This window comes from Clavibacter sp. VKM Ac-2873, from assembly GCF_015351075.1.
Classification (GTDB): domain Bacteria; phylum Actinomycetota; class Actinomycetes; order Actinomycetales; family Microbacteriaceae; genus Clavibacter.
Genome location: NZ_JADKRS010000001.1, coordinates 1,199,916 through 1,222,796 on the forward strand (window position 1 = coordinate 1,199,916; position 22,881 = coordinate 1,222,796).

The 22,881-nt window shown below is 73.1% G+C and carries 20 protein-coding genes; 12 read left to right on the forward strand and 8 right to left on the reverse strand.

The window, feature by feature from the left end; translation table 11 throughout:
• The 5 genes from ITJ44_RS05490 to ITJ44_RS05510 form a co-directional block, all read right to left on the reverse strand.
• Entirely contained in the window at positions 1-1,680 is a 1,680-nt protein-coding gene (locus tag ITJ44_RS05490; RefSeq protein ID WP_194633707.1) for an ABC transporter substrate-binding protein, read from the reverse strand.
• Between the two features lie 145 nt (positions 1,681-1,825).
• On the reverse strand, positions 1,826-3,829 hold the full coding sequence (locus tag ITJ44_RS05495; protein ID WP_194633708.1) for a glycoside hydrolase family 127 protein: 2,004 nt from the start codon (positions 3,827-3,829) through the stop codon (positions 1,826-1,828).
• Positions 3,830-4,229: 400 nt separating this feature from the next.
• On the reverse strand, positions 4,230-6,116 hold the full coding sequence (gene recQ / locus ITJ44_RS05500) for a DNA helicase RecQ (protein WP_194633709.1): 1,887 nt from the start codon (positions 6,114-6,116) through the stop codon (positions 4,230-4,232).
• Between the two features lie 111 nt (positions 6,117-6,227).
• Positions 6,228-6,629 (reverse strand): thioredoxin, encoded by a 402-nt coding sequence (gene trxA / locus ITJ44_RS05505; RefSeq protein ID WP_012037481.1) that lies wholly within the window; start codon positions 6,627-6,629, stop codon positions 6,228-6,230.
• Positions 6,630-6,714: 85 nt separating this feature from the next.
• Positions 6,715-8,874 carry an ExeM/NucH family extracellular endonuclease gene (locus ITJ44_RS05510; RefSeq protein WP_194633710.1) on the reverse strand — a complete coding sequence of 720 codons (2,160 nt, stop codon included), beginning with the start codon at positions 8,872-8,874 and terminating at the stop codon, positions 6,715-6,717.
• Between the two features lie 306 nt (positions 8,875-9,180).
• Here ITJ44_RS05510 and ITJ44_RS05515 point away from each other — a divergent pair, with 306 nt between their 5' ends.
• The 10 genes from ITJ44_RS05515 to ITJ44_RS05560 all read left to right on the forward strand — a co-directional run bounded on the left by ITJ44_RS05515 (position 9,181) and on the right by ITJ44_RS05560 (position 19,182).
• Positions 9,181-10,098, forward strand: a complete 918-nt coding sequence (locus ITJ44_RS05515; RefSeq protein WP_194633711.1) for a sugar phosphate isomerase/epimerase — start codon at positions 9,181-9,183, stop codon at positions 10,096-10,098.
• Between the two features lie 59 nt (positions 10,099-10,157).
• The gene (iolG, locus tag ITJ44_RS05520; RefSeq protein WP_194633712.1) at positions 10,158-11,165 is read left to right on the forward strand and encodes an inositol 2-dehydrogenase; all 1,008 of its coding nucleotides are present in this window, start codon (positions 10,158-10,160) and stop codon (positions 11,163-11,165) included.
• 256 nt (positions 11,166-11,421) lie between these two features.
• Positions 11,422-12,402, forward strand: a complete 981-nt coding sequence (locus ITJ44_RS05525; RefSeq protein WP_194633713.1) for a sugar ABC transporter substrate-binding protein — start codon at positions 11,422-11,424, stop codon at positions 12,400-12,402.
• 114 nt (positions 12,403-12,516) lie between these two features.
• Complete coding sequence (locus tag ITJ44_RS05530; protein WP_194633714.1) at positions 12,517-13,560, forward strand: ABC transporter permease; 1,044 nt, start codon at positions 12,517-12,519, stop codon at positions 13,558-13,560.
• Positions 13,557-14,510: an ATP-binding cassette domain-containing protein gene (locus ITJ44_RS05535; RefSeq protein WP_194633715.1), complete on the forward strand. Its 954-nt coding sequence runs from the start codon at positions 13,557-13,559 to the stop codon at positions 14,508-14,510. The genes ITJ44_RS05530 and ITJ44_RS05535 overlap by 4 nt, the downstream gene beginning before the upstream one ends.
• Positions 14,511-14,563: 53 nt before the next feature.
• Positions 14,564-15,325, forward strand: a complete 762-nt coding sequence (locus ITJ44_RS05540) for a GntR family transcriptional regulator (RefSeq protein WP_194633716.1) — start codon at positions 14,564-14,566, stop codon at positions 15,323-15,325.
• A 75-nt stretch (positions 15,326-15,400) separates the two neighbouring features.
• Positions 15,401-17,137 carry a dihydroxyacetone kinase family protein gene (locus tag ITJ44_RS05545; RefSeq protein ID WP_194633717.1) on the forward strand — a complete coding sequence of 579 codons (1,737 nt, stop codon included), beginning with the start codon at positions 15,401-15,403 and terminating at the stop codon, positions 17,135-17,137.
• 43 nt (positions 17,138-17,180) lie between these two features.
• Entirely contained in the window at positions 17,181-17,642 is a 462-nt protein-coding gene (locus tag ITJ44_RS05550; protein WP_194633718.1) for a ribose-5-phosphate isomerase, read from the forward strand.
• 4 nt (positions 17,643-17,646) lie between these two features.
• Positions 17,647-18,444: a triose-phosphate isomerase gene (locus tag ITJ44_RS05555; RefSeq protein ID WP_370551623.1), complete on the forward strand. Its 798-nt coding sequence runs from the start codon at positions 17,647-17,649 to the stop codon at positions 18,442-18,444.
• A 15-nt stretch (positions 18,445-18,459) separates the two neighbouring features.
• Entirely contained in the window at positions 18,460-19,182 is a 723-nt protein-coding gene (locus ITJ44_RS05560; protein WP_370551624.1) for a GntR family transcriptional regulator, read from the forward strand.
• A gap of 7 nt (positions 19,183-19,189) precedes the next feature.
• Here the strand turns inward: ITJ44_RS05560 and ITJ44_RS05565 are convergent, their stop codons facing one another.
• The 3 genes from ITJ44_RS05565 to ITJ44_RS05575 all read right to left on the reverse strand — a co-directional run bounded on the left by ITJ44_RS05565 (position 19,190) and on the right by ITJ44_RS05575 (position 21,916).
• On the reverse strand, positions 19,190-19,831 hold the full coding sequence (locus ITJ44_RS05565; protein ID WP_194633719.1) for a hypothetical protein: 642 nt from the start codon (positions 19,829-19,831) through the stop codon (positions 19,190-19,192).
• 136 nt (positions 19,832-19,967) lie between these two features.
• Positions 19,968-20,921 (reverse strand): 3-hydroxyacyl-CoA dehydrogenase family protein, encoded by a 954-nt coding sequence (locus ITJ44_RS05570; RefSeq protein ID WP_194633720.1) that lies wholly within the window; start codon positions 20,919-20,921, stop codon positions 19,968-19,970.
• On the reverse strand, positions 20,918-21,916 hold the full coding sequence (locus ITJ44_RS05575) for a sugar phosphate isomerase/epimerase (RefSeq protein ID WP_194633721.1): 999 nt from the start codon (positions 21,914-21,916) through the stop codon (positions 20,918-20,920). Before ITJ44_RS05575 ends, ITJ44_RS05570 begins: the two co-directional genes overlap by 4 nt.
• Before the next feature lie 244 nt (positions 21,917-22,160).
• Here ITJ44_RS05575 and ITJ44_RS05580 point away from each other — a divergent pair, with 244 nt between their 5' ends.
• Together ITJ44_RS05580 and ITJ44_RS05585 are read left to right on the forward strand one after the other, a co-directional pair.
• Positions 22,161-22,637, forward strand: a complete 477-nt coding sequence (locus tag ITJ44_RS05580) for a DUF2975 domain-containing protein (RefSeq protein WP_194633722.1) — start codon at positions 22,161-22,163, stop codon at positions 22,635-22,637.
• Positions 22,637-22,858 carry a helix-turn-helix transcriptional regulator gene (locus tag ITJ44_RS05585; protein ID WP_194633723.1) on the forward strand — a complete coding sequence of 74 codons (222 nt, stop codon included), beginning with the start codon at positions 22,637-22,639 and terminating at the stop codon, positions 22,856-22,858. Before ITJ44_RS05580 ends, ITJ44_RS05585 begins: the two co-directional genes overlap by 1 nt.
• Positions 22,859-22,881: the final 23 nt, after the last annotated feature.

The window sequence follows — 22,881 nt, forward strand, 5'->3', positions numbered from 1 at the left end:
CTACTTCCCCGTGTGGAGGCCGATGGTGGCGAAGTCCGGGGCTCCGTCGTAGAGGGGGCTCGAGTACGCGTTCCGGACGTTCTGTCCCAGCACCAGGACGGCCTGGCCGTAGAGGAGCGGCACGACGGGCGCGAGCTGCTGGATCTGCTCGTCGAGGTCGCCCCAGGCGGTGTCCGCGGCCTTCAGGTCGGTCATGGCCGAGACCTCGTCGATCTTCGCGTTGATCGCGGGGTCGTCGATCTGCGAGAGGTTGCTGTTGCCCTTCTCGGGGATCTGCCGTCCGTCGAACAGGATGGGGAGCACCGTGCTGGCGGAGTTCCAGTCGGGGCACCAGCCGGCCTCGGCCGCGTCGTGCTGCTGCGAGGTGGTGGCGATGGTCTCGTTGTAGGTCGCCACGTCGAGGAGGTTGATGGCGACGGTGATGCCGACGCGGGCGAGGGACTGCTGGAGCGCCTCCGCCGCCTTCTGCGAGGTGGGGATGCTGGCCACGTCGAGCGTGATCGTGAAGCCGTCCGGGACGCCCGCCTCGGCGAGGAGCGCCTTGGCCTTGTCGACGTCGCCGGAGCTGTCGGTGCTGGGGTAGAGGTCGAAGTCCTTGTGGCCGGGGACGCTGCGGGTGAGGATCGTCGACGCGGGCTCCGCGATCATGGGGCCGCCCGCCACGTCGGCGAGGGACTTCTTGTCCACGGCGTAGGCGATCGCCTGCCGCACGCGCACGTCGCCGAGGTGCGGCTTGGTCGTGTTGAGCGCGAGGTACGTCGTGCAACCGGTGTCGCCCGAGACGGTGCGCGCCTTGATCTGCGGCGTCTGGACGCGGGACACCGACGCCGCCGTGATCCCGTAGGCGATGGCGTTCGCGTCGTCGCCCTGTCCGTCGATCATGCGCTCGTCGATGGTGGCCTGGTCGAGCCCCATCGTGAACTGCCACTCGTCCGGCTTGGCGGTGCGGACCTCGTCGGTGGAGGCGTCCCACTCGGGGTTGCGCACGAGCGTGAGCGACTGGCCCTGCGTCCGGGCGCTCACCTTGTACGGCCCGGAGGAGATGGGCTGCTGGTCCATGCTCGTGACCGTGACGCGGTCCTTGTCCACGGGGAACGGCACGAACGTGCTCTGCGCGGTGACGCTCGCGAACTCGGGCACGGAGCGGTTGAGGTGGAAGACGATGGTCTTCTCGTCGGGGGTCTCGATGGAGGCCAGGTCGCCCGACTGGTACGGGCCCTTGTACGCGTCGCCGCCCTCGAGGTACATGCGGGCGTAGGGCGAGCCGATGGCGAGCGCGGGGTCGAAGGACCGCTCCACGCCGAACTTCATCGACTGGCTCGTGATCGGGGAGCCGTCCTCGAACTTCAGCCCGTCCTTGAGGGTGAAGGTCCACTCGGTCGCGTCGGCGTTCGGCGTCCCCGTGTCGGTGGCGAGGTCGGGCGCGATCGTGGCGCCGTCCTTGCCGGTGGTCGTGGTGAGCGTGCGGTAGATGAGCCGGTAGACGTCCGCGAGGTCGGTCTCGTAGCCCATCGCGGGATCCAGGTGCGGGAAGTCCGACACCTGCAGGACGTTCATGGTCCCGCCGGTGTCGGCCGGACCGGTGATGTCGGCGGCGGCCTTGCCGCCGGCACCGGCGCAGGACGTGAGGGCGAGGCTGGCGGCGAGGGCCAGCCCGACTGCGGTGATTCGTCTGTTCATCGGACTCTCGTTTCGTGGATGGCGGCCGAGGCGCACCGGGTGGGGAGTGACGGACGGGGTCGTGCGATGGAAGGGGAGGGGAGGCGGAGGTGCGCGCGACCGCCCGGACCGGGTGGATCCGGGTGGCGTGCGCGCGGAGGGCGGCTCAGCCGGTGTCGGCGGCGCGGATCCAGACCCGCATCGCACCCGGCGCCCGGTTGCCCCAGAGGGCGTACGGCACGAGCACGGCGTCGACGGGGTCGGCCGACGCGGCGGAGGTGGTGCCGGGGACGACCTCGGGGTAGAGCTCGTCCGGCGCGGGGAGCCCGCGGCGGAGGCGCACGGCGAGCGCGACGCCCGACGCGGGGTCTGCCGCATCCGACGCCGGACCCCACGGCGCGGGGACCGGGAGCGGCACGGTCCGCGCCGAAGCCAGGTCGCGCGGGTCGAGGAGCAGGTCGTCGACGGGGGCGCCGGCGTCCTCCTGCTCGACGGCGAACACGATCGGGCCGCGCGCCACGGCGAGGCTGCCGCGCGTGGCGTCGAGGTGCGGGTGGGATCCGAGGGCCCGCACGGGCATGTCCAGCTCGACCACGAGCGCGTCGCCGGCGGCCCAGGCGCGGGTGGCGCGGATCCACCGGTCGCCGGCTGCCGCGTCGACCTCGGACGCGGACCCGTCGGCGCCCGACACGACCGCGGTCGCGGACCGGCACCAACCCGGGCGCCGCAGCACGATGCCCGTCGGGGCGCCGGATGCGCGCAGCACCTCGACGCGCACGGTGCCGTCCCACGGGTAGGCGGTCGTGACGCGCACGTCGATCGCCTCGGTGCGGATCACGCACGCGGCCGGGTGCGCGATCACCAGGTCGTCGCCGTCCTGCACCGCGACGTGGTCCTGCAGCTCGCTCATCCAGCGCACGATGTTCGGCGGGCAGCACGGGCAGGTGAACCACGGGCGGCGCATCAGCTCGCCCTCGGTCTCGGCGCCGGACTGCGCGTGGTGGTCCGGGCGGCGCTGGAGCGGGTTGTCGTAGAAGAAGCCGGTGCCGTCGGCGGAGAGGCCCACCGCGTAGGCGTTCAGCAGCACGGTCTCGTGCGTGTCGAGGAAGCGTGACTCGCCGGTGGCGAGGAAGAGGCGCCACGCCCACTGCATCACGGCGATGGCCGCGCAGGTCTCGCTGTAGGAGCGCTCGCTCGGCAGCTCGTAGGCATCGCCGATCGCCTCGTCGGAGTGGCGGCTGCCGAGCCCGCCGGTCACGTAGAGGCGGGTGCGCACGGCGTCGTCGAACAGGCGGACCGAGGCGGCGAGCAGCTCGGCGTCGCCCGTCTCCGTCGCCACGTCCGTCGCGCCCGCGGCGAGGTACGCCATGCGCACGGCGTGGCCCGTGACGGCCGGCATCTCCCGGAACGGATGCGCGTCCTGGAAGTACTCGGCGGGGAAGATGCGCGTCGCCACCGAGCCGTGCCCGCGACGGTCGACGAACGCGGAGGCGAGGTCGAGGTAGGACCGCTCCCCCGTCTCGCGGTGCAGCTCGACGAGCGCCATCTCGACCTCGGGGTGGCCGCAGACCTCGACGCGGCCGCCCGGGCCGAACGCGCGGACGGCGGCGTCGGCGAAGCGGCGGGCCACGGCCAGGAGGCGCCCGTCGCCGCCCTGGCGGGAGTCGGCGACCGCCGCCTGGATCAGGTGCCCGAGGTTGTAGAGCTCGTGACCCCAGGCGAGGTCGGACCAGGGCTCGCGCTCGGATCCGGGCCGCTGCACGTACGAGCCGATGTAGCCGTCCTCCGCCTGCACGCGCTCGAGCACGTCCGTCGCCTCGTCGAGGAACGCGCGCATCCCCGCGCTCGCCGTGCCGCGGCCGACCTCGTACGCCACGCCCTCGAGGGTCTTGTAGACGTCGGTGTCGAGGAACGGGTACCGCGGGACGGGTCGCTCGCCCGGACCGTCGACGGCCGCGCGGAGGTCGTCGAGGTTGCCGGCGGCGGCCATGGACGCGATGGCGTGGGGGATCGTGCTGTCCCGGTTGCGCTCCTGCCAGGCCCCGAGCAGGCCGCCCTCGAGGGTGACCGCCTCGGTGCCCAGCGGGCGCCGCGATCCGGCGCTGGGGAGGACGGCGGCGCGACGCTCCGCCGTGCGGATAGCATCCGCTTCTGCTCCGGTCACTGCCATGGTGCTCCCTCGTCCGGCCTCGGGTTGCCGGTGGTAGGTGACATATTACAAATACGCCATACGGTGTTGGCAATCCCGATGAAGCGTCTGCGGCCTCCCGTTACACGCTGTTTACATGCGGGCCCCGACGGAAGGCGCTCTGCCGACCGCCCCGTTACCACGTGATGCCCGCTCCCCACAGCCAGCGTGGAGCCCGCAGCCGGACCAGTACGATCGTGGGCAACGGCGACAGCTCTTCGGGTGAGCTGTCCCGCCAGCGCCGGGCCGGTCTTCGGGTAAAAGTCGGCCGTGTGCGCGGCTCGGTCCCGCAGCCCTCGAGGCTCGGGACCGGGTCTCCTCCCCCGTCGCCGCGCGGATCCGCCGGCCTCCCGGTCGGTCGGCCCGCCGGTCGACCGGCTTCCTAGCCGGCGTCCGCCGATGCCGCGGCGACGACCGCGAGCAGCCCCTCGCCGTACGTGTCGAGCTTCTTCTGGCCGACGCCCGTGATCCCGGAGAGCCGGGCGAGGTCCTGCGGGCGCTCCGTCGCGACCTCCCGGAGGGTGACGTCCGCGAACACGACGTAGGCGGGCACGCCCTGCTCCTTCGCCTGCTCCGAGCGCCACGCGCGGAGCGCCTCGAACAGGCCCTGCGCCTCCTCGGGGAGGTCGACCAACTGGCCGCCCTTCGCCCGGGTGGTGCGGGTGCCGCGGCCGCGCACGATGCGCTCGGGCTCCTGGCGCATGGGGACCTGGCGGGATCCGGTGAGCACGTCGCCGCTGCCCGGCGTGATGACGAGCGTGCCGTAGCCGTCGTCGCTCACGCCGAGGAGGCCCTGCGCGAGCAGCTGGCGGACGACGCCGCGCCACTGCACGTCGGTGAGCTCGCCGCCGATGCCGAAGGTGGCGAGCTGGTCGTGCCCCTGCTGGCGGACGCGATCGGTCTCGTTGCCGAGCAGGATGTCGATGAGGTGCGCCGCCCCGAAGCGCTGGTTCCGCTCGCGCTGCAGTCGGACGATGGTGGATAGCAGCTTCTGGGACGGCACCGTGGCGTCCCACGTCTCGACGGGCTCGAGGCAGGTGTCGCAGTTGCCGCACGGACCGGTCTCCTCGCCGAAGTAGCGGAGGAGCTGCACGCGGCGGCAGCCGACCGTCTCGCAGAGCGCGAGCATCGCGTCGAGGTGCTGGGACAGGCGCCTGCGGTGCTGCGCGTCGCCCTCGGACTGGTCGATCATGCGCCGCTGCTGCACCACGTCCTGCAGGCCGTAGGCGAGCCATGCGGTGGACGGCAGGCCGTCGCGGCCCGCGCGGCCCGTCTCCTGGTAGTAGCCCTCGATGGACTTCGGCAGGTCGATGTGGGCGACGAAGCGCACGTCGGGCTTGTCGATGCCCATGCCGAACGCGATGGTGGCGCACATGACGATGCCGTCCTCGCGGAGGAAGCGCGCCTGGTTGCGCTGGCGCACCGCCGCGTCGAGGCCCGCGTGGTACGGGAGCGCCGTGATGCCCTGCTTGTTCAGCGCCTCCGCCGTCTGCTCGACGGTCTTGCGCGACAGGCAGTACACGATGCCCGCGTCGCCCGCGTGCTCGTTCCGGATGAGGTCGACCAGCTGCTTGCGCGGCTCGGCCTTGGGCACGATGCGGTAGCGGATGTTCGGGCGGTCGAACGAGGAGACGAAGTGGCGCGCGTCCTGGAGGCCGAGGCGCGCGGTGATGTCGGCGTGCGTGGCCTCGTTGGCCGTGGCGGTGAGCGCGATGCGCGGCACATCGGGCCAGCGCTCCTGGAGCATCGACAGCGCGAGGTAGTCCTTGCGGAAGTCGTGGCCCCACTGCGAGACGCAGTGCGCCTCGTCGATGGCGAAGAGGGCGATGCGGGCCTCGTCCAGCAGCCGCCCCATCCGGTCGAGGATGAGGCGCTCGGGCGCGAGGTAGAGCAGATCGAGGTCGCCGTCGAGCAGGGCGCGCTCGACCTCGCGGCTGGTCTCGAGGTCCTGCGTGGAGTTGAGGAACGCGGCCCGGACGCCGACGGCGCGCAGCGCGTCGACCTGGTCCTGCATGAGCGCGATGAGCGGCGAGATGACGACGCCCGTGCCCTCCCGCACCAGGCTCGGGATCTGGTAGCAGAGCGACTTGCCGCCGCCCGTGGGCATGAGCACCAGGGCGTCGCCGCCGCCGATGACGTGCTCGACGATCTCCTGCTGGTCGCCCCGGAAGGCGTCGTACCCGAAGACCGTGCCGAGGCGCTCGAGGGCGGGGGCCAGGGCGGTGCCGGAGGCGGCGGATCCGGCGGGCGCGGAAGGGGTGGAGGTCATCGGGGCAATCGTATCCGGGGCGTGCTCGGCGGGCGGCGGCGGCAGATGCCGTGGGGACGCAGACGGCCCCTCCCGGATGGGGAGGGGCCGTCGGCGCGGATCAGGCGCGGGTCAGATCGCGGTGGGGTCGGCGCTCGCGCCGGGCGTGGCCTGCGCGGCCTCGGCGGCGGCCTGCTCCTTGAGGGCGGCCACGTCGACGGCGCGCACCTCCTCGATGAGCGACTCGAGAGCCGGGGCGGGCAGCGCGCCGGCCTGGCTGAAGATGAGCGTCTGGTCCTTGAAGATCATGAGCGTCGGGATCGCCGAGATGTTCGCCTGCTGCGCGAGGAACTGCTGCGCCTCGGTGTCGACCTTGCCGTGGACGATGTCGGCGTGCTTCTCGCTCGACTTGTCGAAGACGGGCGCGAACTGCTTGCAGGGACCGCACCAGTCGGCCCAGAAGTCGACGACGACGATGCCGTTCGAGTCGACGATGCTCTCGAAGTTCTCGGCGGTCAGCTCGGTGGTGGCCATGGTGCGTCCTCTTCTCGTGCTCGATTCGTGCGGTCCCGGGGTGCAACCGGACGCGGCGCCCGCGCATTCCGCGTTCGGCCAGCGGCTACCAGACGAGGACGATCGACGGCCACACGGTGCGGGACCCCTTCGCCCGGTCGTCGCCCGCGTAGCTCGCGGTGATCAGGTGGATCCCGCGGGACAGCTTCGGCAGCGTCACCGTCGCGCGCCCGGCGTCGTCCGCCGTGACGTCGACGGACGCGATCGCGCGGCCCCGGTCGAGGATCTGCACGCGGCCCGTCGGGGCCGTGGCGCCGGCGGCGAGCCGCACGGAGTACGTCACCGGCTGCCCGCTGCGGACGAGCAGGCGGTCGGCGTACCCGACGAGGGTCGACGCCTCGCGGATCGTGTCGAGGCCGACCTTCACGGGATCGTGGTCGCTCGAGCGGAAGGCGCTGGATCCGTCGGTGGCGGCCCCGCCGTACTCGCGCGCCGCCCACTCGGGCGCGTTGATGTCCCAGACCCCGACGCCCGTGACCGCCGCGGCGCCCGCGCGGGTCGCGAGCACGTGGTCGAGCGATCCGACCTCGCCGTCGAACGAGTACGTGCGCTCGCCGGGGGCCTTCGCGGCCACGAGGTCGACGAAGCCGGCGTCGCGGAGGGCCTGGATCGGGTCCTCCTCCGAGTACGCGTTGAAGTCGCCGAGCAGGTAGAGGAGGTCGGATCCGCTCGACGCCTGCAGCTCGGACGCGAAGCGCGCCACGGCCTTCGCCTGCGCCACCCGGTCGGCGTTGAAGAAGCCCTGGCCGTCCGCGGGCTGCGTGCCGGACCCGGACTTCGACTTGAGGTGGTTCGCGACGACCGTGAACGTCCGGTCGCCGCCGCGGAAGGACTGCGCGATCGGCTCGCGGGCGTTGCCCCACACGGTCTCGTCGATCTGCGTGGCCGCGGCCCCGACGGGCGTCACGGCGTCGTTCCGGTAGATGATCGCGTTCTGGATCTCGTCGGTGGGCGTCGACTGCAGCGCGGCGGGCGTGCGCACGTAGTCCCAGACCGGCTTGCCCGCGGCGTCGTTCAGCCCGCGCACGAGGTCGGCCGTCGCGGTGTCCGCTGGCTCGCCGAACCGGGTCGAGTTCTCGATCTCCATCAGCGTGACGACCTGCGCGTCGAGGCCCGTGATCGCCGTGACGATCTTCGCGCGCTGACGCTGGAACTCCTCGGAGGTGGCGGCGCCGCGCTCGCCGAGCGTCGTGAAGTAGTTGAGGACGTTGAAGCCGGCGATGCGGACGTCGCCGCCCACCTCGGGCGAGGACGCGGGCCGCGGGTTCGCGCTCTGGAAGGTCGGCACGCGGCCGGCCGCGTCGAGCGAGGTCAGCGGCGTCGTCGGCTGGAGGCGCCAGTCGTCGAAGCCGTACGCGAGCACGTACGGGGTCGCCGGGAAGACCGGCACGTCGCCGTTGCGGACCACGCGGTCGGCCGAGTAGTAGGGCTGCGTCGCGCCCGCGGGGTACGCGGCGTTCGTGAGCTGGATGTTGTAGCCGTCGTCCAGGAGGAGCCGGCGCGCGCGGTTGTCGGCGGCGATGCGGTCGGCCTCGGCGCCCGGGCGCACGACGTCGGTGGCCTTGACGGGCAGGTCGGCGCCCGCGCTCAGCCAGAGCGTGCCGAAGGTGTCGAGCTGGTGCGCGGATCCGACGCGGTAGTCGCCCGTCGGCGTCACGAGCATGCTCTCGAGCGACTCGCGGTCGGCGCCGCGGAGCGTGTCGGGCAGCCGGGTGGCGGCGGGGACGCCGACGCCGGCCTCGACGAGGTCGGTCGCCGTCGCCGAGATCTGGGTCTGGCCCTGGCGCTCGGACGCGGTGCCCGTGACGCGCACGAGGTCGTCGATCGCGACGGCCGGGTCGGCGTTCGCGAGGTAGACGAAGATCCCGTCGGAGGCGCCCGGCGTCGCATCGGTCGCGCCCCCGGAGCCCCGGGTCTGGATCACGATGCCGGCGTACCCGCTCGCCCCGCGGTAGTCGGCGGTGACGACGCCCTCGACCGTGACGACGCGACCCGCGAACGGGGTCGCGCTGCCGGTGCCCTGCACGTCGGCGATGGCGACGGTGTCGGCCTCGGCGGGCGACGCGACGAGCGCGGAGAGGCCGAGGGCCAGCGCGGTCGCGACGGCGAGCGGGCGGGCGACGCGGCGGACCCGCGTCGCGCGGCGCCCCGGCGTCACGGCGGCGGATCCCGATCCGGATCCGGGTGCGGTCTGGGTGTCGTGCATGGCGTCGTCCCCCTCGGCGTCGCGGGTTCCCCCGCGCGGGGGATCTCCCGTCGAGCGTAGGCCGGGCGGGGCCTCGGGCGGCGGGCCGCAACCGGATCGTCACCGGCTCGTCACGCGCTCGTCGCGGCGCGCCGGCGACACCGGCCGGACCGTGGCGAAGGACCGCACCCACGTACTATCGTCAGGACAAACATCCCGCTCGACGGCCCGAGGAGCAGTGCGACGCCGCATGGTCCAGACCCGCACCACCCCCGCATCCCGCGCCGCCGCGACGGCCCGCCCCACCCGACCCGCTGCGGCCGCCGCGTGAGGGCGACCGTCGCCGGCGCGCCCGTGAGCTTCGGCGTGTTCGAGCTGACGCCCGAGGGCGCCGAGGTCGTCGCCCCCGACGACATGGTCGAGGCGCTCGCCGAGACCGGCTACTCCGGCATCGACCTCGGCCCCGTCGGCTACCTCGGCCGCGGCCGCGAGCTGCGCGCCCGGCTCGCGGGCGCCGGCCTCGAGCTCGCCGGCGGCTGGATCCAGCTCCCCCTCTCCGACGACGACGCGTTCGAGGCCGCTCTCCCCGAGCTCCACGCATCGCTGCGCGTCTTCCAGGAGGCCGCCGAGGCCGGGCCCGCGCGCCTGCCGCTGCCGACGCTCGCCGACGCCGGATCCGCGACCCGCGCCGCCGCCCCCGGCCGCGGCGCCGAGGCCGACCCGCTCGACGACGCCGCGTGGTCGCGGCTCGTCCGCAACACCGCGCGGGCCGCGGAGATCACGCGCGCCGCGGGCTTCGAGCCGACCTTCCACCACCACGCCGGCACCTTCGTGGAGTCGCCCGCGGAGATCGACCGGTTCCTCGATCAGGTCGACGTGGGGCTCACGCTCGACACCGGCCACCTCGTCATCGCGGGCGGCGACCCGCTCGCGGCGATCGCCCGCTGGGGCGCGCGGATCACGCACCTGCACCTCAAGGACGTCGACGGCGCCGAGCTCCGCCGCGTGCTCGCCGCGGGCGGGGGCATGCGCGAGGTCTGGTCCTCGGGCGCCTTCGTGGCGTTCGGCCGGGGCGACGTCGACCTCGCGCGCGTGATGGCCGCGATCGAGGCGCAGGGCTACGACGGCTGGGTGGTGGTGGAGCAGGACGTCCTCAACGCGCCCGACGCCGACATCCGCCGCTTCCGGGCCGAGCGCACGGAGGACCAGCGCGTCAACCGCGAGGCGCTCCGCACCTGGGCCTGATCCGGCGCGCGACCGTCCGCGCACCGGCACCACCACCACGACACACGAGGATCCACGACATGACCACGACCCCCCTGCGCTTCGGCCTGATCGGCACCGGCCGCATCGGCCAGGTCCACGCCGCGAACATCGCCGCGGATCCCGACGCGGAGCTCGCGTGGATCTGCGACCCCTTCGTCGACGGCGCCCGCGCGCTCTCCGCGCGCCTCGGCGGCACGGTCACGGAGGACGCCGCCGCGATGATGGCGTCCGGCGGCATCGACGCGGTCCTCATCGCGTCGCCCACGCCCACGCACGTCGACCTCATCGCGCAGGCGATCGACGCGGGCCTGCCCGTGCTCTGCGAGAAGCCCATCGACCTCGACATCGCCCGGGTCGACGCGCTCCTCCCGCGCGTGCTCTCCTCCGGCGTGCCCGTGGCGCTCGGCTTCAACCGCCGCTTCGACCCGGCATTCGCGGAGGCGCGCGCCCGCGTGTCCGCCGGCGAGATCGGGGAGCTGGAGCAGCTGTCGATCACGAGCCGCGACCCGGCCGCGCCGCCGGCCGCGTACGTGGCGGTCTCCGGCGGGATCTTCCGCGACATGACCATCCACGACCTCGACATGGCGAGGTACTTCCTGCCCGACATCGTGGAGGTGCAGGCGACCGGATCCACGACCTTCGACCCCGGGGCACGCGAGCACGGCGACTTCGACACGGCGGTCGTGACGCTCCGCGCGTCCACCGGCGCGCTCGTCGTCATCACCAACTCGCGGCACAGCGCCGTGGGGTACGACCAGCGGATCGAGGCGTTCGGGTCGCGCGGATCCCTCCAGGTGTCGAACGCGCTCACGAGCCTCGTCAGCGTCTCGACCGCCGCGAGCGTGGAGGGCAAGCCGCCGTACCAGGACTTCTTCCTGGAGCGCTATGCCGCCGCGTACGTCGCGGAGCTGCGCGCCTTCATCCGCCTGGCGCGCGGCGAGGCCTCCGACAGCCCGACGTTCGCCGACGGCCGCGCGGCGCTCGTGCTCGCGGACGCGGCCCAGCGCTCGGCCGAGGAGCGCGTGGCGGTGCCCGTCTCGCTCTGAGCCCGAGGGGCCCCACGCACGACCACGCCGGACCGCGCACGCAGCGGTCGGGCGCCGTCGTGCGCGCAGGATGGCCCGAGGAGGCGGCACACTGGAGGGTCGGACCGGGCGGGGAGCCCGCCGGACGACGACGGGTCACGACTGGGATCCGTCTTGTCAGCATGTGTTGACAAAGCAGGTCGGGCGGGTCGATGATCGCCCCGACGACGACGTCCAGGACCCCGCGCGCGGGCGTCCGCCCGACAAGGAGCATTCGATGAAGAACAGATTCCTCGCCCCCCTCGGCCTCGCGGTCGCGGCCGGGTTCCTCCTCACCTCGTGCGCGGGCACCGGCCAGGAGGCCGCGCCCACCGCGGGCGGCGCGAACGGCGGCGGCGGCGACCTCACGTTCGCGGTGGTCACGCACTCCGGCCCGGGCGACGCCTTCTGGGACCGCGTGAAGTCGGGCGCCGAGACCGCGGGCGGCCAGTACGGTGCCACCGTCACGTACAACGCGGACCCGGATCCCGCCAAGCAGTCCCAGCTCATCGACAACGCGGTGGCGCAGAAGGTGGACGGGATCGTGGTCTCGATGGCGAACCCGGACGGCGTGAAGGACAGCGTCGAGAAGGCCGTGGCCGCGGGCATCCCCGTGGTCACCATCAACTCCGGGATCGAGCGCTCGGCCGAGTTCGGCGCCCTCACCCACATCGGCCAGAGCGAGACGGTCGCGGGCCAGGCCGTCGGCAAGCGCCTCGGTGACGCGGGCCTGAAGAACGCGCTCTGCGTGATCCAGGAGGCCGGCAACGTCGGCCTCGAGGAGCGCTGCTCGTCCGCGGCGGGCGCCTTCTCCGGCCAGATGGCGAACCTCCAGGTCGACGGCACCAACGACGCCGACGTGAAGGCGACCATCAAGTCGAAGCTGCAGGCGGATCCGTCCATCGACGGCGTGCTCACGCTCGGCGGCCAGTACGCGATCGACGCGGTCGGCGCGGTCGAGGAGTCGGGCAGCTCGGCGAAGATCGGCACGTTCGACCTCTCGGAGGACGTCGTCAGCGCGGTCGAGGCCGACAAGATCCTGTTCGCGGTCGACCAGCAGCCCTACGTGCAGGGCTTCCTCGGGATCACCGCGCTCGACCTCTACGCCACGAACGGCAACGTCATCGGCGGCGGCCAGCCCGTCTACTCCGGTCCCGCGTTCGTGACGAAGGACAACGCGGCGCAGGTGGCCGAGTTCGCGAAGAACGGCACCCGCTAGCAGGTCGAGCCGGGCGCGCCCGAAGCGCCCGGCCCGCCGCCCGCTCCCCTCCATCCGCACCGCACCGCACCGCACCGCACCGCACTCCCCGACGCTCACCGAAGGAGCCCCGCGTTGACCACGACGGACATCGTGACGATCGCCACGAGGCCGCGCCTCGAGAACAGGCCGATCCGCAAGATCCTCGCCCGACCGGAGATCGGCGCCCTCGTGGCCGCCCTCGCCGTGCTGGTGTTCTTCTCCCTCTACACGCCGCAGTTCCTCACCCTCGCCGGCGCGGGCGTGTGGCTCGAGTCGGCATCGACCTTCGGGATCATGGCGGTCGCCGTGGCGATGCTCATGATCGGCGGCGAGTTCGACCTCTCCGCCGGCGTGATGACGGGCTTCTCGGCCCTCGTGGTCGGCATCCTCACGTCGCACTACGGACTCAGCATCTGGGTCGCGGTGCTCGTCTCCCTCGCGGCGGCCCTCGCGGTCGGCGCGCTGAACGGCTTCCTCGTGATGAAGACCGGCCTGCCGAGCTTCATCGTGACGCTCGGCACGTTCTTCGCGCTCGCGGGCGTCGACCTCGCCGTCACGAAGCTCATCACCGGCCAGGTCGCGATCCAGGGCATGACGAAGGTGCCGTCCTACGACGCCATCCAGCCGATCTTCGGGTCGTCGCTCCCGATCGGCGGCGGGAACTTCTACGTCTCGGTCCTGTGGTGGTTCGCGGTCGCGGCCGTCGCCACGTGGATCCTCCTGCGCACCCGCGCCGGCAACTGGATATTCGCGGTCGGCGGCGCCAAGGAGTCCGCCCGCCAGGTGGGCGTCCCGGTCTTCCGCACCAAGGTCGGGCTCTTCATGGGCACCGCGGGCGCGGCCTGGCTCGTCGGCATGATCTCGCTGTTCCGCACCTCCACGGTGCAGGCGAACACGGGCGTCGGCCAGGAGTTCATCTACATCATCTGCGCGGTCGTCGGCGGGTGCCTGCTCACGGGCGGCTTCGGCTCGGCCATCGGAGCCGCGCTCGGCGCGCTGATCTACGGAATGGTCTTCCAGGGCATCACCTTCGCCCAGTGGGACACGAACTGGCTCCGCACGATCCTCGGCGTCATGCTCCTCGCGGCGGTGCTCCTCAACAACCTGGTGCGCACGCGGGCGGGAGGCGGACGATGAGCGCGGAGACGAGCGCGAGCGCCGCGTCCGAGCCCCTCGCGGGCGAGCCCCTCGCGTCCGAGCCCCTCGCGGGCGCCGTCCCGGGAGCGGCCGAGGAGGCCGGCGGGCGCCCCACTCCCCCGCTGCCGCCCGCCGGCACGACGATCCTCGAGGTCCGCGACCTCGGCAAGAGCTACGGCGCGGTCAACGCGCTCACGGGCGTCTCGACCGTGGTCGCCGCGGGCCAGGTCACGTGCGTGCTGGGCGACAACGGCGCCGGCAAGTCGACCTTCATCAAGATGCTCGCGGGCGTGCACGCGCCGAGCGAGGGGACGATGCTCCTCGACGGAGAGCCCGTGACGCTCGGATCCCCGCGCGCCGCGCTCCAGGCCGGCATCGCGACCGTGTACCAGGACCTCGCGGTCGTGCCGCTCATGCCCGTGTGGCGGAACTTCTTCCTCGGCTCCGAGATCACGAAGGGGAAGGGGCCGTTCCGCCGGCTCGACGTGGCGGCCATGAAGGCCATCACGCACGAGCAGCTCGCGCAGATGGGCATCGACCTGCGCGACGTGGACCAGCCGATCGGCACGCTGTCCGGCGGCGAGCGCCAGTGCGTGGCCATCGCCCGGGCCGTGCACTTCGGCGCGCGGGTGCTGATCCTCGACGAGCCCACCGCGGCCCTCGGCGTCAAGCAGTCGGGCGTGGTGCTGCGCTACATCGCGCGGTCACGCGACCGGGGGCTGGGCGTGGTCTTCATCACGCACAACCCGCACCACGCGTTCCCGGTGGGCGACCGGTTCCTGCTGCTCAACCGCGGATCCAGCCTCGGCACGTTCGAGAAGGACGAGATCACGCTCGGCGAGCTCACGAGCCTCATGGCGGGCGGCGCCGAGCTCGACTCGCTGGCGCACGAGCTCGCGCGCGACCCGGGAACGGGTCAGGAGGGAGCGTCGCCGGCGGCGGGCCGCTGAACGACCGCATGCCAGGATGAGGCGTTGACCTGACCTACGAGGGAGCGATCGACGTGACGCAACCGGAGCAGATCCTGCCCCCCGACCTGTTCCTCGCGCTCGACCGCTCGGGTCCGGTCCCCCTCTACTACCAGGTGGCCAACCTGCTGGAGACGGCGATCCACGACGGCACCCTCCCCGCGGGCGCGCGGCTCGAGAACGAGATCGCGCTCGGCACCCGGCTCGGGCTCTCGCGCCCGACCATCCGCCGGGCGATCCAGGACCTCGTCGACAAGGGCCTGCTCGTGCGCCGCCGCGGCATCGGCACGCAGGTCGTGCACGGCCGGGTCACCCGCAACGTCGAGCTCACGAGCCTCTACGAGGACCTGGAGCGGCAGGGCCAGACGCCGCGTACCGAGATGCTGTCGTCGTCCCGGGGCGAGGCCGACGAGAGGGTCGCCGAGGCGCTCGGCGTCGAGGTCGGCAGCCCCGTGCTGCACCTCACCCGGCTGCGCACGGCCGACGGCGTGCCGCTCGCGATCCTCGACAACGTGCTGCCCGCGCCGTTCGTCGACCTGGATCCCGACGACCTCGCCACCCACGGGCTGTACCAGCTGCTGCGCGGCCGCGGCGTGATCATGCGGGTCGCCAAGCAGCGCATCGGCGCCCGCGCGGCCACCGCGTCCGAGGCCCGCCTGCTCGACCTGCCGCGCGGCGGCGCCGTGCTCACCATGTCGCGCACGGCGTTCGACAGCTCGGGCCGCGCCGTGGAGTACGGCCAGCACTGCTACCGGCCCGACCTGTACTCGTTCGAGATCACGCTCGTCGACCGGTAGGCGCCCGCGGCCCTGCCGACTGGATCCAATATCCTATAGGATCTCCTCACGTGCTCGATGAGGAGGACACCACGGATGACCCGGCTCTGGAACGACCCCGCTGACTTCGCCGACGACATGACGGACGGCTTCGTCCGCGCCAACGGCCGGTGGGTGAGGCGCGTGCACGGCGGGGTCTCCCGCGCGACGCGGGCGGTCGAGCCCGAGGTGGCGGTCGTCATCGGCGGCGGCGCCGGCCACTACCCCGCGTTCGGCGGGCTGGTCGGTCCCGGCCTCGCGCACGGCGCCGCGATGGGCAACCTCTTCGCCTCGCCCTCCGCGCACCAGGTCGAGTCGGTGATCCGATCCAGCGAGCAGGGCCGGGGCGCGCTCCTCCTCTACGGCAACTACGCGGGCGACGTGCTGCACTTCGACGACGCGCAGGAGCGCGTGCGCGGCGACGGCATCGACTGCCGCACGGTCGTCGTGACGGACGACATCTTCAGCGCCTCCCCCGAGGACGAGGCGAAGCGCCGCGGCATCGCGGGCGACCTCACCGTCTTCAAGGCGGCGGGCGCCGCATCCGCCGCGGGCTACGACCTCGACGACACGGAGCGCGTCGCCCGCCTCGCGAACGCGCGCACGCGCTCGATGGGCGTCGCGTTCACCGGCTGCACGCTGCCGGGCGCGGACGAGCCGCTGTTCTCGGTGCCGGAGGGGCGCATGGCGGTCGGGCTCGGGATCCACGGCGAGCCCGGCATCGACGAGACCGACATCCCCTCCGCGGACGGCCTGGCCGAGCTGTTCGTGCAGCAGCTGCTGGCGGACGCCGAGATCCCCGACGGGGTGTCCGTGCGCGGCGCCCGCGTCGTGCCCGTGCTCAACGGCCTCGGATCCGTGAAGACCGAGGAGCTGTTCGTCGTGTTCACGCGCGTGGCCGACCTGCTCGAGGAGGCGGGGATCACGCTCGTGGATCCGCAGGTCGGCGAGTTCTGCACCAGCTTCGACATGGCGGGCGCCTCCCTCACGCTGTTCTGGCTCGACGAGGAGCTGGAGCGGCTGTGGTCGGCGCCGGCGGACACCCCCGCCTTCCGCAGCGGGGCGTTCGACGGATCCGCGCTGCAGCCGGTGGACGCGCGCGAAGCCGACGAGGTCGACGCCGCGATCCCGGACGCCACCGACGCGTCGCGGCAGGCGGCCGCCCGGATCGCGGCCGCGCTCGACGCCGTGCACGCGGTCGTCGCGGAGCACGCCGACGAGCTCGGCCGCCTCGATGCGGTCGCGGGCGACGGCGACCACGGCATCGGGATGCTGCGCGGATCCCGCGCGGCCTCGGAGCGCGCGACCTCGGCGGTCGCGCAGGGCGCCGGCGCGCGCACCGCGCTCCGGCTCGCGGGCGACGCGTGGTCGGACAAGGGCGGCGGCACCTCGGGGGCGTTCTGGGGGCTGATCCTCCAGGCCGTCGGCGACGCGCTCGACGACGCGGACGCGGATCCCGTCAGCGCCGACCGGGTGGCCCGCGGGGTGGGCGCCGCGCGCGACGCCGTCATCAGCCACGGCAAGGCCGCGCTCGGCGACAAGACCATGGTCGACGCGCTCGTGCCGTTCGCCGACGTGCTGGCCGAGCGGGTCGGTTCGGGCGCATCGCTCGCCGACGCGTGGGCCGCCGCGAGCGACGCCGCGCAGGAGGCCGCCGACGCGACCGCGGCCATGAAGCCCGGCATCGGGCGCGCCCGGTCGCACGGCGAGCGCTCCGTCGGCACCGCCGACCCGGGCGCGATCTCGCTCGCGCTCATCGCCGCGGCCGTCGGGCGCGCGCTCGCCGACCGGTGAGATCCATCGACACCATCAGCAGCACCACCATGAGGAGGACCGGATGACCAGGACCTGGCGCATCGTCGTCGGCGCGGACGACGCGGGCTACGACCACAAGGAGGCGATCAAGGCCGACCTCGAGGCGAGCGGCCTCGTCGCCTCGGTGGTGGACGTGGGCGTCGACGCCGACGGCCACACCGCCTACCCGACCGTCGCGACCACCGCGGCCGAGATGGTCGCGCGCGGCGAGGCCGACCGGGCCGTGCTGATCTGCGGCACGGGCCTCGGCATGGCGATCGCGGCGAACAAGGTGGCGGGGATCCGCGCCGTCACCGCGCACGACGGCTTCTCGGTGGAGCGGAGCGTGCTCTCCAACGACGCGCAGGTGCTCTGCATGGGGCAGCGGGTCGTGGGGCTGGAGCTCGCCCGACGCAACGTGCGCGAGTGGCTGACGTACGAGTTCGACACGTCGAGCGCGTCGGCCGACAAGGTCGACGAGATCCGCGCGTACGAGGCGAAGTAGGCGCGTGGCCGCGCCCCCTGTCGTGATCGGCGTGAGCCTGAAGATGTACCTCGGCCACGCGGAGACGGTCGCGTGGTGCGCGGCCGTCGCGGCGATCGCGCGCGCGCATCCGGCGACGGCGGGCGGCGAGGCGGAGCTCGTGGTGCTGCCGTCGTACCTGTCGGTGCCGGCCGCCGTCGGGATCCTCGACGGGCTCGCCGCCGTGGGCGCGCAGGATCTCGCGAGCGAGGACGCCGGCGCATTCACGGGCGAGGTGTCGGGCGGGCAGATCCGGGAGCTCGGCGGCGCCTTCGTCGAGGTCGGGCATGCCGAGCGACGGCGCCTGTTCGGCGAGACGGACGAGGTCGTGCGGCGGAAGGCGGACGCGGCGCTGCGGGCCGGGCTGGTGCCGATCCTCTGCGTCGGCGAGGAGGCCAGGCAGGATCCGGCCTCCGCGGCCCGGGAGTGCGTCCGCCAGCTCGACGACGCGCTCGCCCTCGCGGCCGAGCGCGGGCACGCCGGGCGCATCGTCGTCGCGTACGAGCCGCGGTGGGCGATCGGCGCGGCCGAGCCGGCGCCCGACGCGCACATCCGCGGGGTGTGCCGGGAGCTGCGGGCGCACGTGCGGGCGCTCGCCGCGCACCCGGGATCGGCCGTGATCTACGGCGGCAGCGCCGGCCCGGGCCTCCTCACGCGGATCGGCCACGACGTCGAGGGCCTGTTCCTCGGCCGGTTCGCCCACGAACCGCGGGCGGTGAGGGCCATCCTCGACGAGGTGCACGCGCGCGCAGCGGCCCGGCCGGCGCCCGACGCCGCCCGCTGACGGCAGACTGTCCTGGTGACCACCGGCCTCCCGCTCGACCCGACCGCGATGCCCGCCCGGCAGGGGCTGCGCGACCGCGTCTACGACCTCGTGCTCGACATGCTGATGGGATCCGCGATGGAGCCCGGCTCCCGCCTCGCCATCGACCAGATCGCGCGCGACCTCCACGTCTCCCCCACGCCCGTGCGCGAGGCGCTCGTGCAACTGGAGCGCACCGGTCTCGTGGCGCGCGAGGCGCACAAGGGCTACCGGGTGGCGCCGCCCATCGCGGGAGAGCAGCTGGAGGCGCTGTTCGACGCGCGGCTCGTGCTCGAGGGCGGCGCGACGGCGCTGGCCGCCGCGGACCCGGGCCGGCTCGTGCCCGCGCTCGAGGACGCCCTCGCGGCGCACGAGGAGACGACCCGGCGGATCCGCGCGGCCGGCGACGGCGCGGAGATGCCGGTCGCGCTCATCCGCGAGTACTTCGTCGTCGACTGGGACTTCCACCACCGGATCTTCGAGGCCACGGCCAACCCGTTCCTCCTCGACATGTCGGAGGCGATCTCCACCCGCGTCCACCGCATGCGGCAGACGATGCGCACGGGCGTCCACGACGCCGACGACGCCGTGCACGAGCACCGCGCGATCATCGCCGCGGTCGCCGAGGGCCCGGAGGCGGCGGCCGCCGCGATGCGGGAGCACATCGAACGCGTGCGGGAGCGGTCGCGGCGGGACGCGGACGCCGCGACGGACGCGTGAGGCGCCGTCATCGAGCGCGGGCCGCCTCCTCGCCGTCGCGCGCGGACGAGGATCCGCCGCGGAGCTCGTGCTCCTCGCCCGCGATCGAGAACGTGACCACCACGTCGCCGCCGGCACGCCGCACGCGGTAGCCGCCGTCGCTCGACGGCGGCGGCCCGCCGTCCACGCTCATCAAGGAGGGTGACCGGTCCGGAGCGGAGGGCGGCGCGGGGACGAAGAACCAGCCTTCCCGACGGCCCACGGAGACCGACACCCCGGCGAGCGACGACCCCTCGGCCACCGCCACCATCTGGCCGTCGACGGTGCCGACATCGAGGTACCGGACGGTGCCGAGCAACGAGAACAGGACGTAGAGGCACAGCAGGAGCGACACCCCGACGGACGTCACCACTGCGATCGACATCGCGCCGATGCGGATCACCCGGTGCGCACGCGCGGTGATCGTCCACGTCCCGATGAGGAGGGCGACGACGAAGGCGAGGCCGCCGCCGATCCACGTGACCTCCCATAGGGTCCCCGGCCCGAGCTCTCCCACGACGAGCACCCGCTCCGGATCAGTGTGCGCGGCGAGGACGGCAGCAGCCAGGGCGGCCAGCGCGAGCACCGATCCCGACGCGGCGAGGAGGACGGCGGTGACACGACGGGGCATGCGTCCGAGCGTGACACCGCGCGCGCGCCGCGTCGTCGGTGCGGAGCAGCACGTCCCTCATCCGAGGAGAGGACTTCCCGCTTGAGCGGGCGGGCGGGCGGGCGGACCGGCGCCGGCGCCGACCCGTCCCCCGGACTCACCCGATCGGCGCCGGCCCCAGCTCGTCCATCAGCTTCTTGATCGCCACGTACGCCCTGTTGCGATAGGCGACGAGCGCCTCGGTGCGCTCGGCGGGCACGTCGAGGTAGCCGGATCCGGTCTTGGTGCCGTACTCCCCCGCATCGACGTGCGCCTGGAGCGACGCCGGCGTCGCGAAGCGCTCGGGCCAGCGGGTCTGCAGCGACGCGTAGCAGAACGCGTAGACGTCGAGGCCGGCCATGTCGGCGATCGCGAACGGCCCGAACACCGGGAGGCGGAACCCGAACGTGGTGCGGACGATCGTGTCGATGTCCTCGGGGCTCGCGATGCCCTCCTCGACGATCTGGGTCGCCTCGTGGAAGAGCGCGTACTGCAGGCGGTTGAGCACGAAGCCGATGGAGTCGGTGACGCGCGCGGTCTCCTTGCCCGTCGAGGCGACCAGCGCCTCCGCGGCCTGGATCGCGGACTCGTACGTGCCCGCGTGCGGGATCAGCTCGACGCCCGGGATGAACGGCGCCGGGTTCGAGAAGTGCACGCCGAGGAACCGCTCCGGGTTCGTGACGGCCTCGGCGAGCGAGCCGATGAGGATGGTCGAGGTGTTGGATCCGATGACCGCGTCGGGCCGGGCCGCCGCCGAGATCCGCCGCAGCGTCTGGTGCTTGATCTCGAGCTTCTCCGGCACGGCCTCCTCGATGAAGTCGGCGTCGGCGACGGCCTCCTCGATGGACGCGGCGGGGGTCACGGCGGCGCGGATCCGCTCCACGGCGTCGGCGGGGAACAGCCCGTCCGCGACGAACCTCGCCGCCTCCTCCAGCAGGCGCGCGTGGTTCGCGACGGCGATCTCCTCCGAGATGTCGGCGATGCGCACCCGGGCGCCCGCGAGCGCGAGCACCTGCGCGATGCCGCCGCCCATGTACCCGGATCCGACGATGGCGATGCGGCGTGCGTTCATGATGCCCCTCCCTGTGCGTCGCGCGTCTGCGGCAGCAGCGTGCGGATGTAGTCGCGGTTCTCCGCGCAGACGCCGAGGCTGTCGCCGCCGTACTGCTCGGTGAGGATGATCCCGTCGAAGCCGAGCTCGACCGCGTCGCGGATCACCTGCCGGTAGTCGATGAGGCCGGCCTTCATGGTGGTGGGCACGCTGGTCGCCCAGCTGCCGTCTCCCGCCTCGTCGCGCATGTAGTTCTTCACGTGCCAGTAGTTCGCGTACGGCAGCGTCTTCGCGTACAGCTCGCGCCAGCTCTCGACCGGACGGTGCAGGCGGATGAGGTTCGCGACGTCGGGGTTCAGCCCCACGTTGTCGAGGCCGATCTCCTCCACGAGCCGCACGGCGCTGTCGGCGGTGCCGAGGTAGGTGTCCTCGTACATCTCGAGCGCCATGCGGAGCCCGAGGTCGGCGGCGTGCCGGCCGAGCTCGCGGAGGCGTGTGACGGCGGCGTCCCACACCTCGGGATCGTCGGGGTCCTTCGGGCCCTCGGCGGTCCAGAACCACAGCGCCTTCCGCTGCGCATCGCTGAACGGCTGGTGCAGGCCGGTCGAGAAGACCTCCATGCCCATGTCGGCGATCGCGTCGATGGTGCGGTGCGCGTAGGCGAGGTTCTGCTCCTCGCGGCCCGGCATGATCACGCTCTGCCGTTGGAGGTGCACCGAGGGGATGCCGATGCCGTGGTCCTGCGCGATGGAGACGAGCTCGTCGCGGCGGGACGGCTCGAGGTCGGCGGGCCGGACGTGGCTGTCGGCGAGCTCGGCGAGGGTGAAGCCCTCGCGCGCGATGTCGGCGAACATGCGGTCCCAGACCGCGGCGTCGGCGTCGTGCAGGGCGGTGCCGTCGCGGCCGACCGTCGCGAAGCCGTGCAGGCAGGTGGCGATGGGCCAGTCCGCGGCGGTGAACGGCGGGGCGCTCGGGGATCCCGGGGTGGTCACGGTCGTCGCGGTCGTCTCCGTCATGCTGCTCCATCGCGGTCGTCGGGTCCCGGATGCCCGGGATCCAGATCCTATAGGAAATAGCATCTGCGCGGCCAGAGGTGCCGGAGCCCCGGTCCTCCCGCTCTCCGCGGAAAGCGTCGACGACTCCCTGCGCAGACGCGCATCGGTGGGATCGACGACCCGGGGACCTCACGCACGTTGCGCGCGGCGCCGATCGTGGCTATCGTCCTTCGATAGATCGACTTTCGATAGACAGGGGCGCATCATGGATCGACTTCTCCGGTACGGCGTCAAGACCTCTCTCGCGGTCCTCGTGCTCTTCGGCGTGCTGCTCGAGACCTTCCTCATCCCGGTCACGGCAGCCGACCTGGAGCAGATCGAGCCCGCCATGCGTGGAACCGCAGTCCCCCTGACGCTCTGGGCGACGGCGATCGTGCTCTGCGGTCAGGCGATCCTGCTGATCGCCTGGCGCCTGACGACCCTCACCGCCGACGACGCGATCTTCGATCGCCGCGCGTTCGGCCTCGTGCGGGGGATGATCGCCCTCGCCGGCGTCGGCACCGCACTGCTCGTGGCCGCGTTCATCGGCCTGAACGTCATGCGCATCACCCCCGCCCTCGCGATGGTCACGCTCATCGGCGGCATCGCCGTCGGCGTCGCCGTCTGCCTCGTCTTGACGACGCTCCTCGGGCTCCTCCGGCGGGCCGCGACTTTCGCGACCGAGATGGCGCAGGTCGTCTGATGCCCATCGCGGTGAACATCGACCGATATCTGACCGAGCGCGGCATGACGGTGGCCGACTTGTCCGCAGCCATCGGGATCACGCCCGCGAACGTCGCGGTGCTCAAGAACGGCCGCGCGAAGGCGGTGCGCTTCTCGACGCTGGAGGCGCTCTGCCATGTGCTGGACTGTCAGCCCGGAGACCTGCTCGCCTACACGGAAGAGGGGCCGGACGGCGCTTAGCGCGATCCGGCCCCACCCCGCAT

What these genes read in the sequence shown, in the direction of transcription:
- ITJ44_RS05490 (WP_194633707.1), bottom strand. Translation starts at nt 1,680, where the DNA reads ATGAACAGACGAATCACCGCAGTCGGGCTGGCCCTCGCCGCCAGCCTC.
- ITJ44_RS05495 (WP_194633708.1), bottom strand. Translation starts at nt 3,829, where the DNA reads ATGGCAGTGACCGGAGCAGAAGCGGATGCTATCCGCACGGCGGAGCGT.
- recQ (WP_194633709.1), bottom strand. Translation starts at nt 6,116, where the DNA reads ATGACCTCCACCCCTTCCGCGCCCGCCGGATCCGCCGCCTCCGGCACC.
- trxA (WP_012037481.1), bottom strand. Translation starts at nt 6,629, where the DNA reads ATGGCCACCACCGAGCTGACCGCCGAGAACTTCGAGAGCATCGTCGAC.
- ITJ44_RS05510 (WP_194633710.1), bottom strand. Translation starts at nt 8,874, where the DNA reads ATGCACGACACCCAGACCGCACCCGGATCCGGATCGGGATCCGCCGCC.
- iolG (WP_194633712.1), top strand. Translation starts at nt 10,158, where the DNA reads ATGACCACGACCCCCCTGCGCTTCGGCCTGATCGGCACCGGCCGCATC.
- ITJ44_RS05525 (WP_194633713.1), top strand. Translation starts at nt 11,422, where the DNA reads ATGAAGAACAGATTCCTCGCCCCCCTCGGCCTCGCGGTCGCGGCCGGG.
- ITJ44_RS05535 (WP_194633715.1), top strand. Translation starts at nt 13,557, where the DNA reads ATGAGCGCGGAGACGAGCGCGAGCGCCGCGTCCGAGCCCCTCGCGGGC.
- ITJ44_RS05545 (WP_194633717.1), top strand. Translation starts at nt 15,401, where the DNA reads ATGACCCGGCTCTGGAACGACCCCGCTGACTTCGCCGACGACATGACG.
- ITJ44_RS05550 (WP_194633718.1), top strand. Translation starts at nt 17,181, where the DNA reads ATGACCAGGACCTGGCGCATCGTCGTCGGCGCGGACGACGCGGGCTAC.
- ITJ44_RS05565 (WP_194633719.1), bottom strand. Translation starts at nt 19,831, where the DNA reads ATGCCCCGTCGTGTCACCGCCGTCCTCCTCGCCGCGTCGGGATCGGTG.
- ITJ44_RS05570 (WP_194633720.1), bottom strand. Translation starts at nt 20,921, where the DNA reads ATGAACGCACGCCGCATCGCCATCGTCGGATCCGGGTACATGGGCGGC.
- ITJ44_RS05575 (WP_194633721.1), bottom strand. Translation starts at nt 21,916, where the DNA reads ATGACGGAGACGACCGCGACGACCGTGACCACCCCGGGATCCCCGAGC.
- ITJ44_RS05580 (WP_194633722.1), top strand. Translation starts at nt 22,161, where the DNA reads ATGGATCGACTTCTCCGGTACGGCGTCAAGACCTCTCTCGCGGTCCTC.
- ITJ44_RS05585 (WP_194633723.1), top strand. Translation starts at nt 22,637, where the DNA reads ATGCCCATCGCGGTGAACATCGACCGATATCTGACCGAGCGCGGCATG.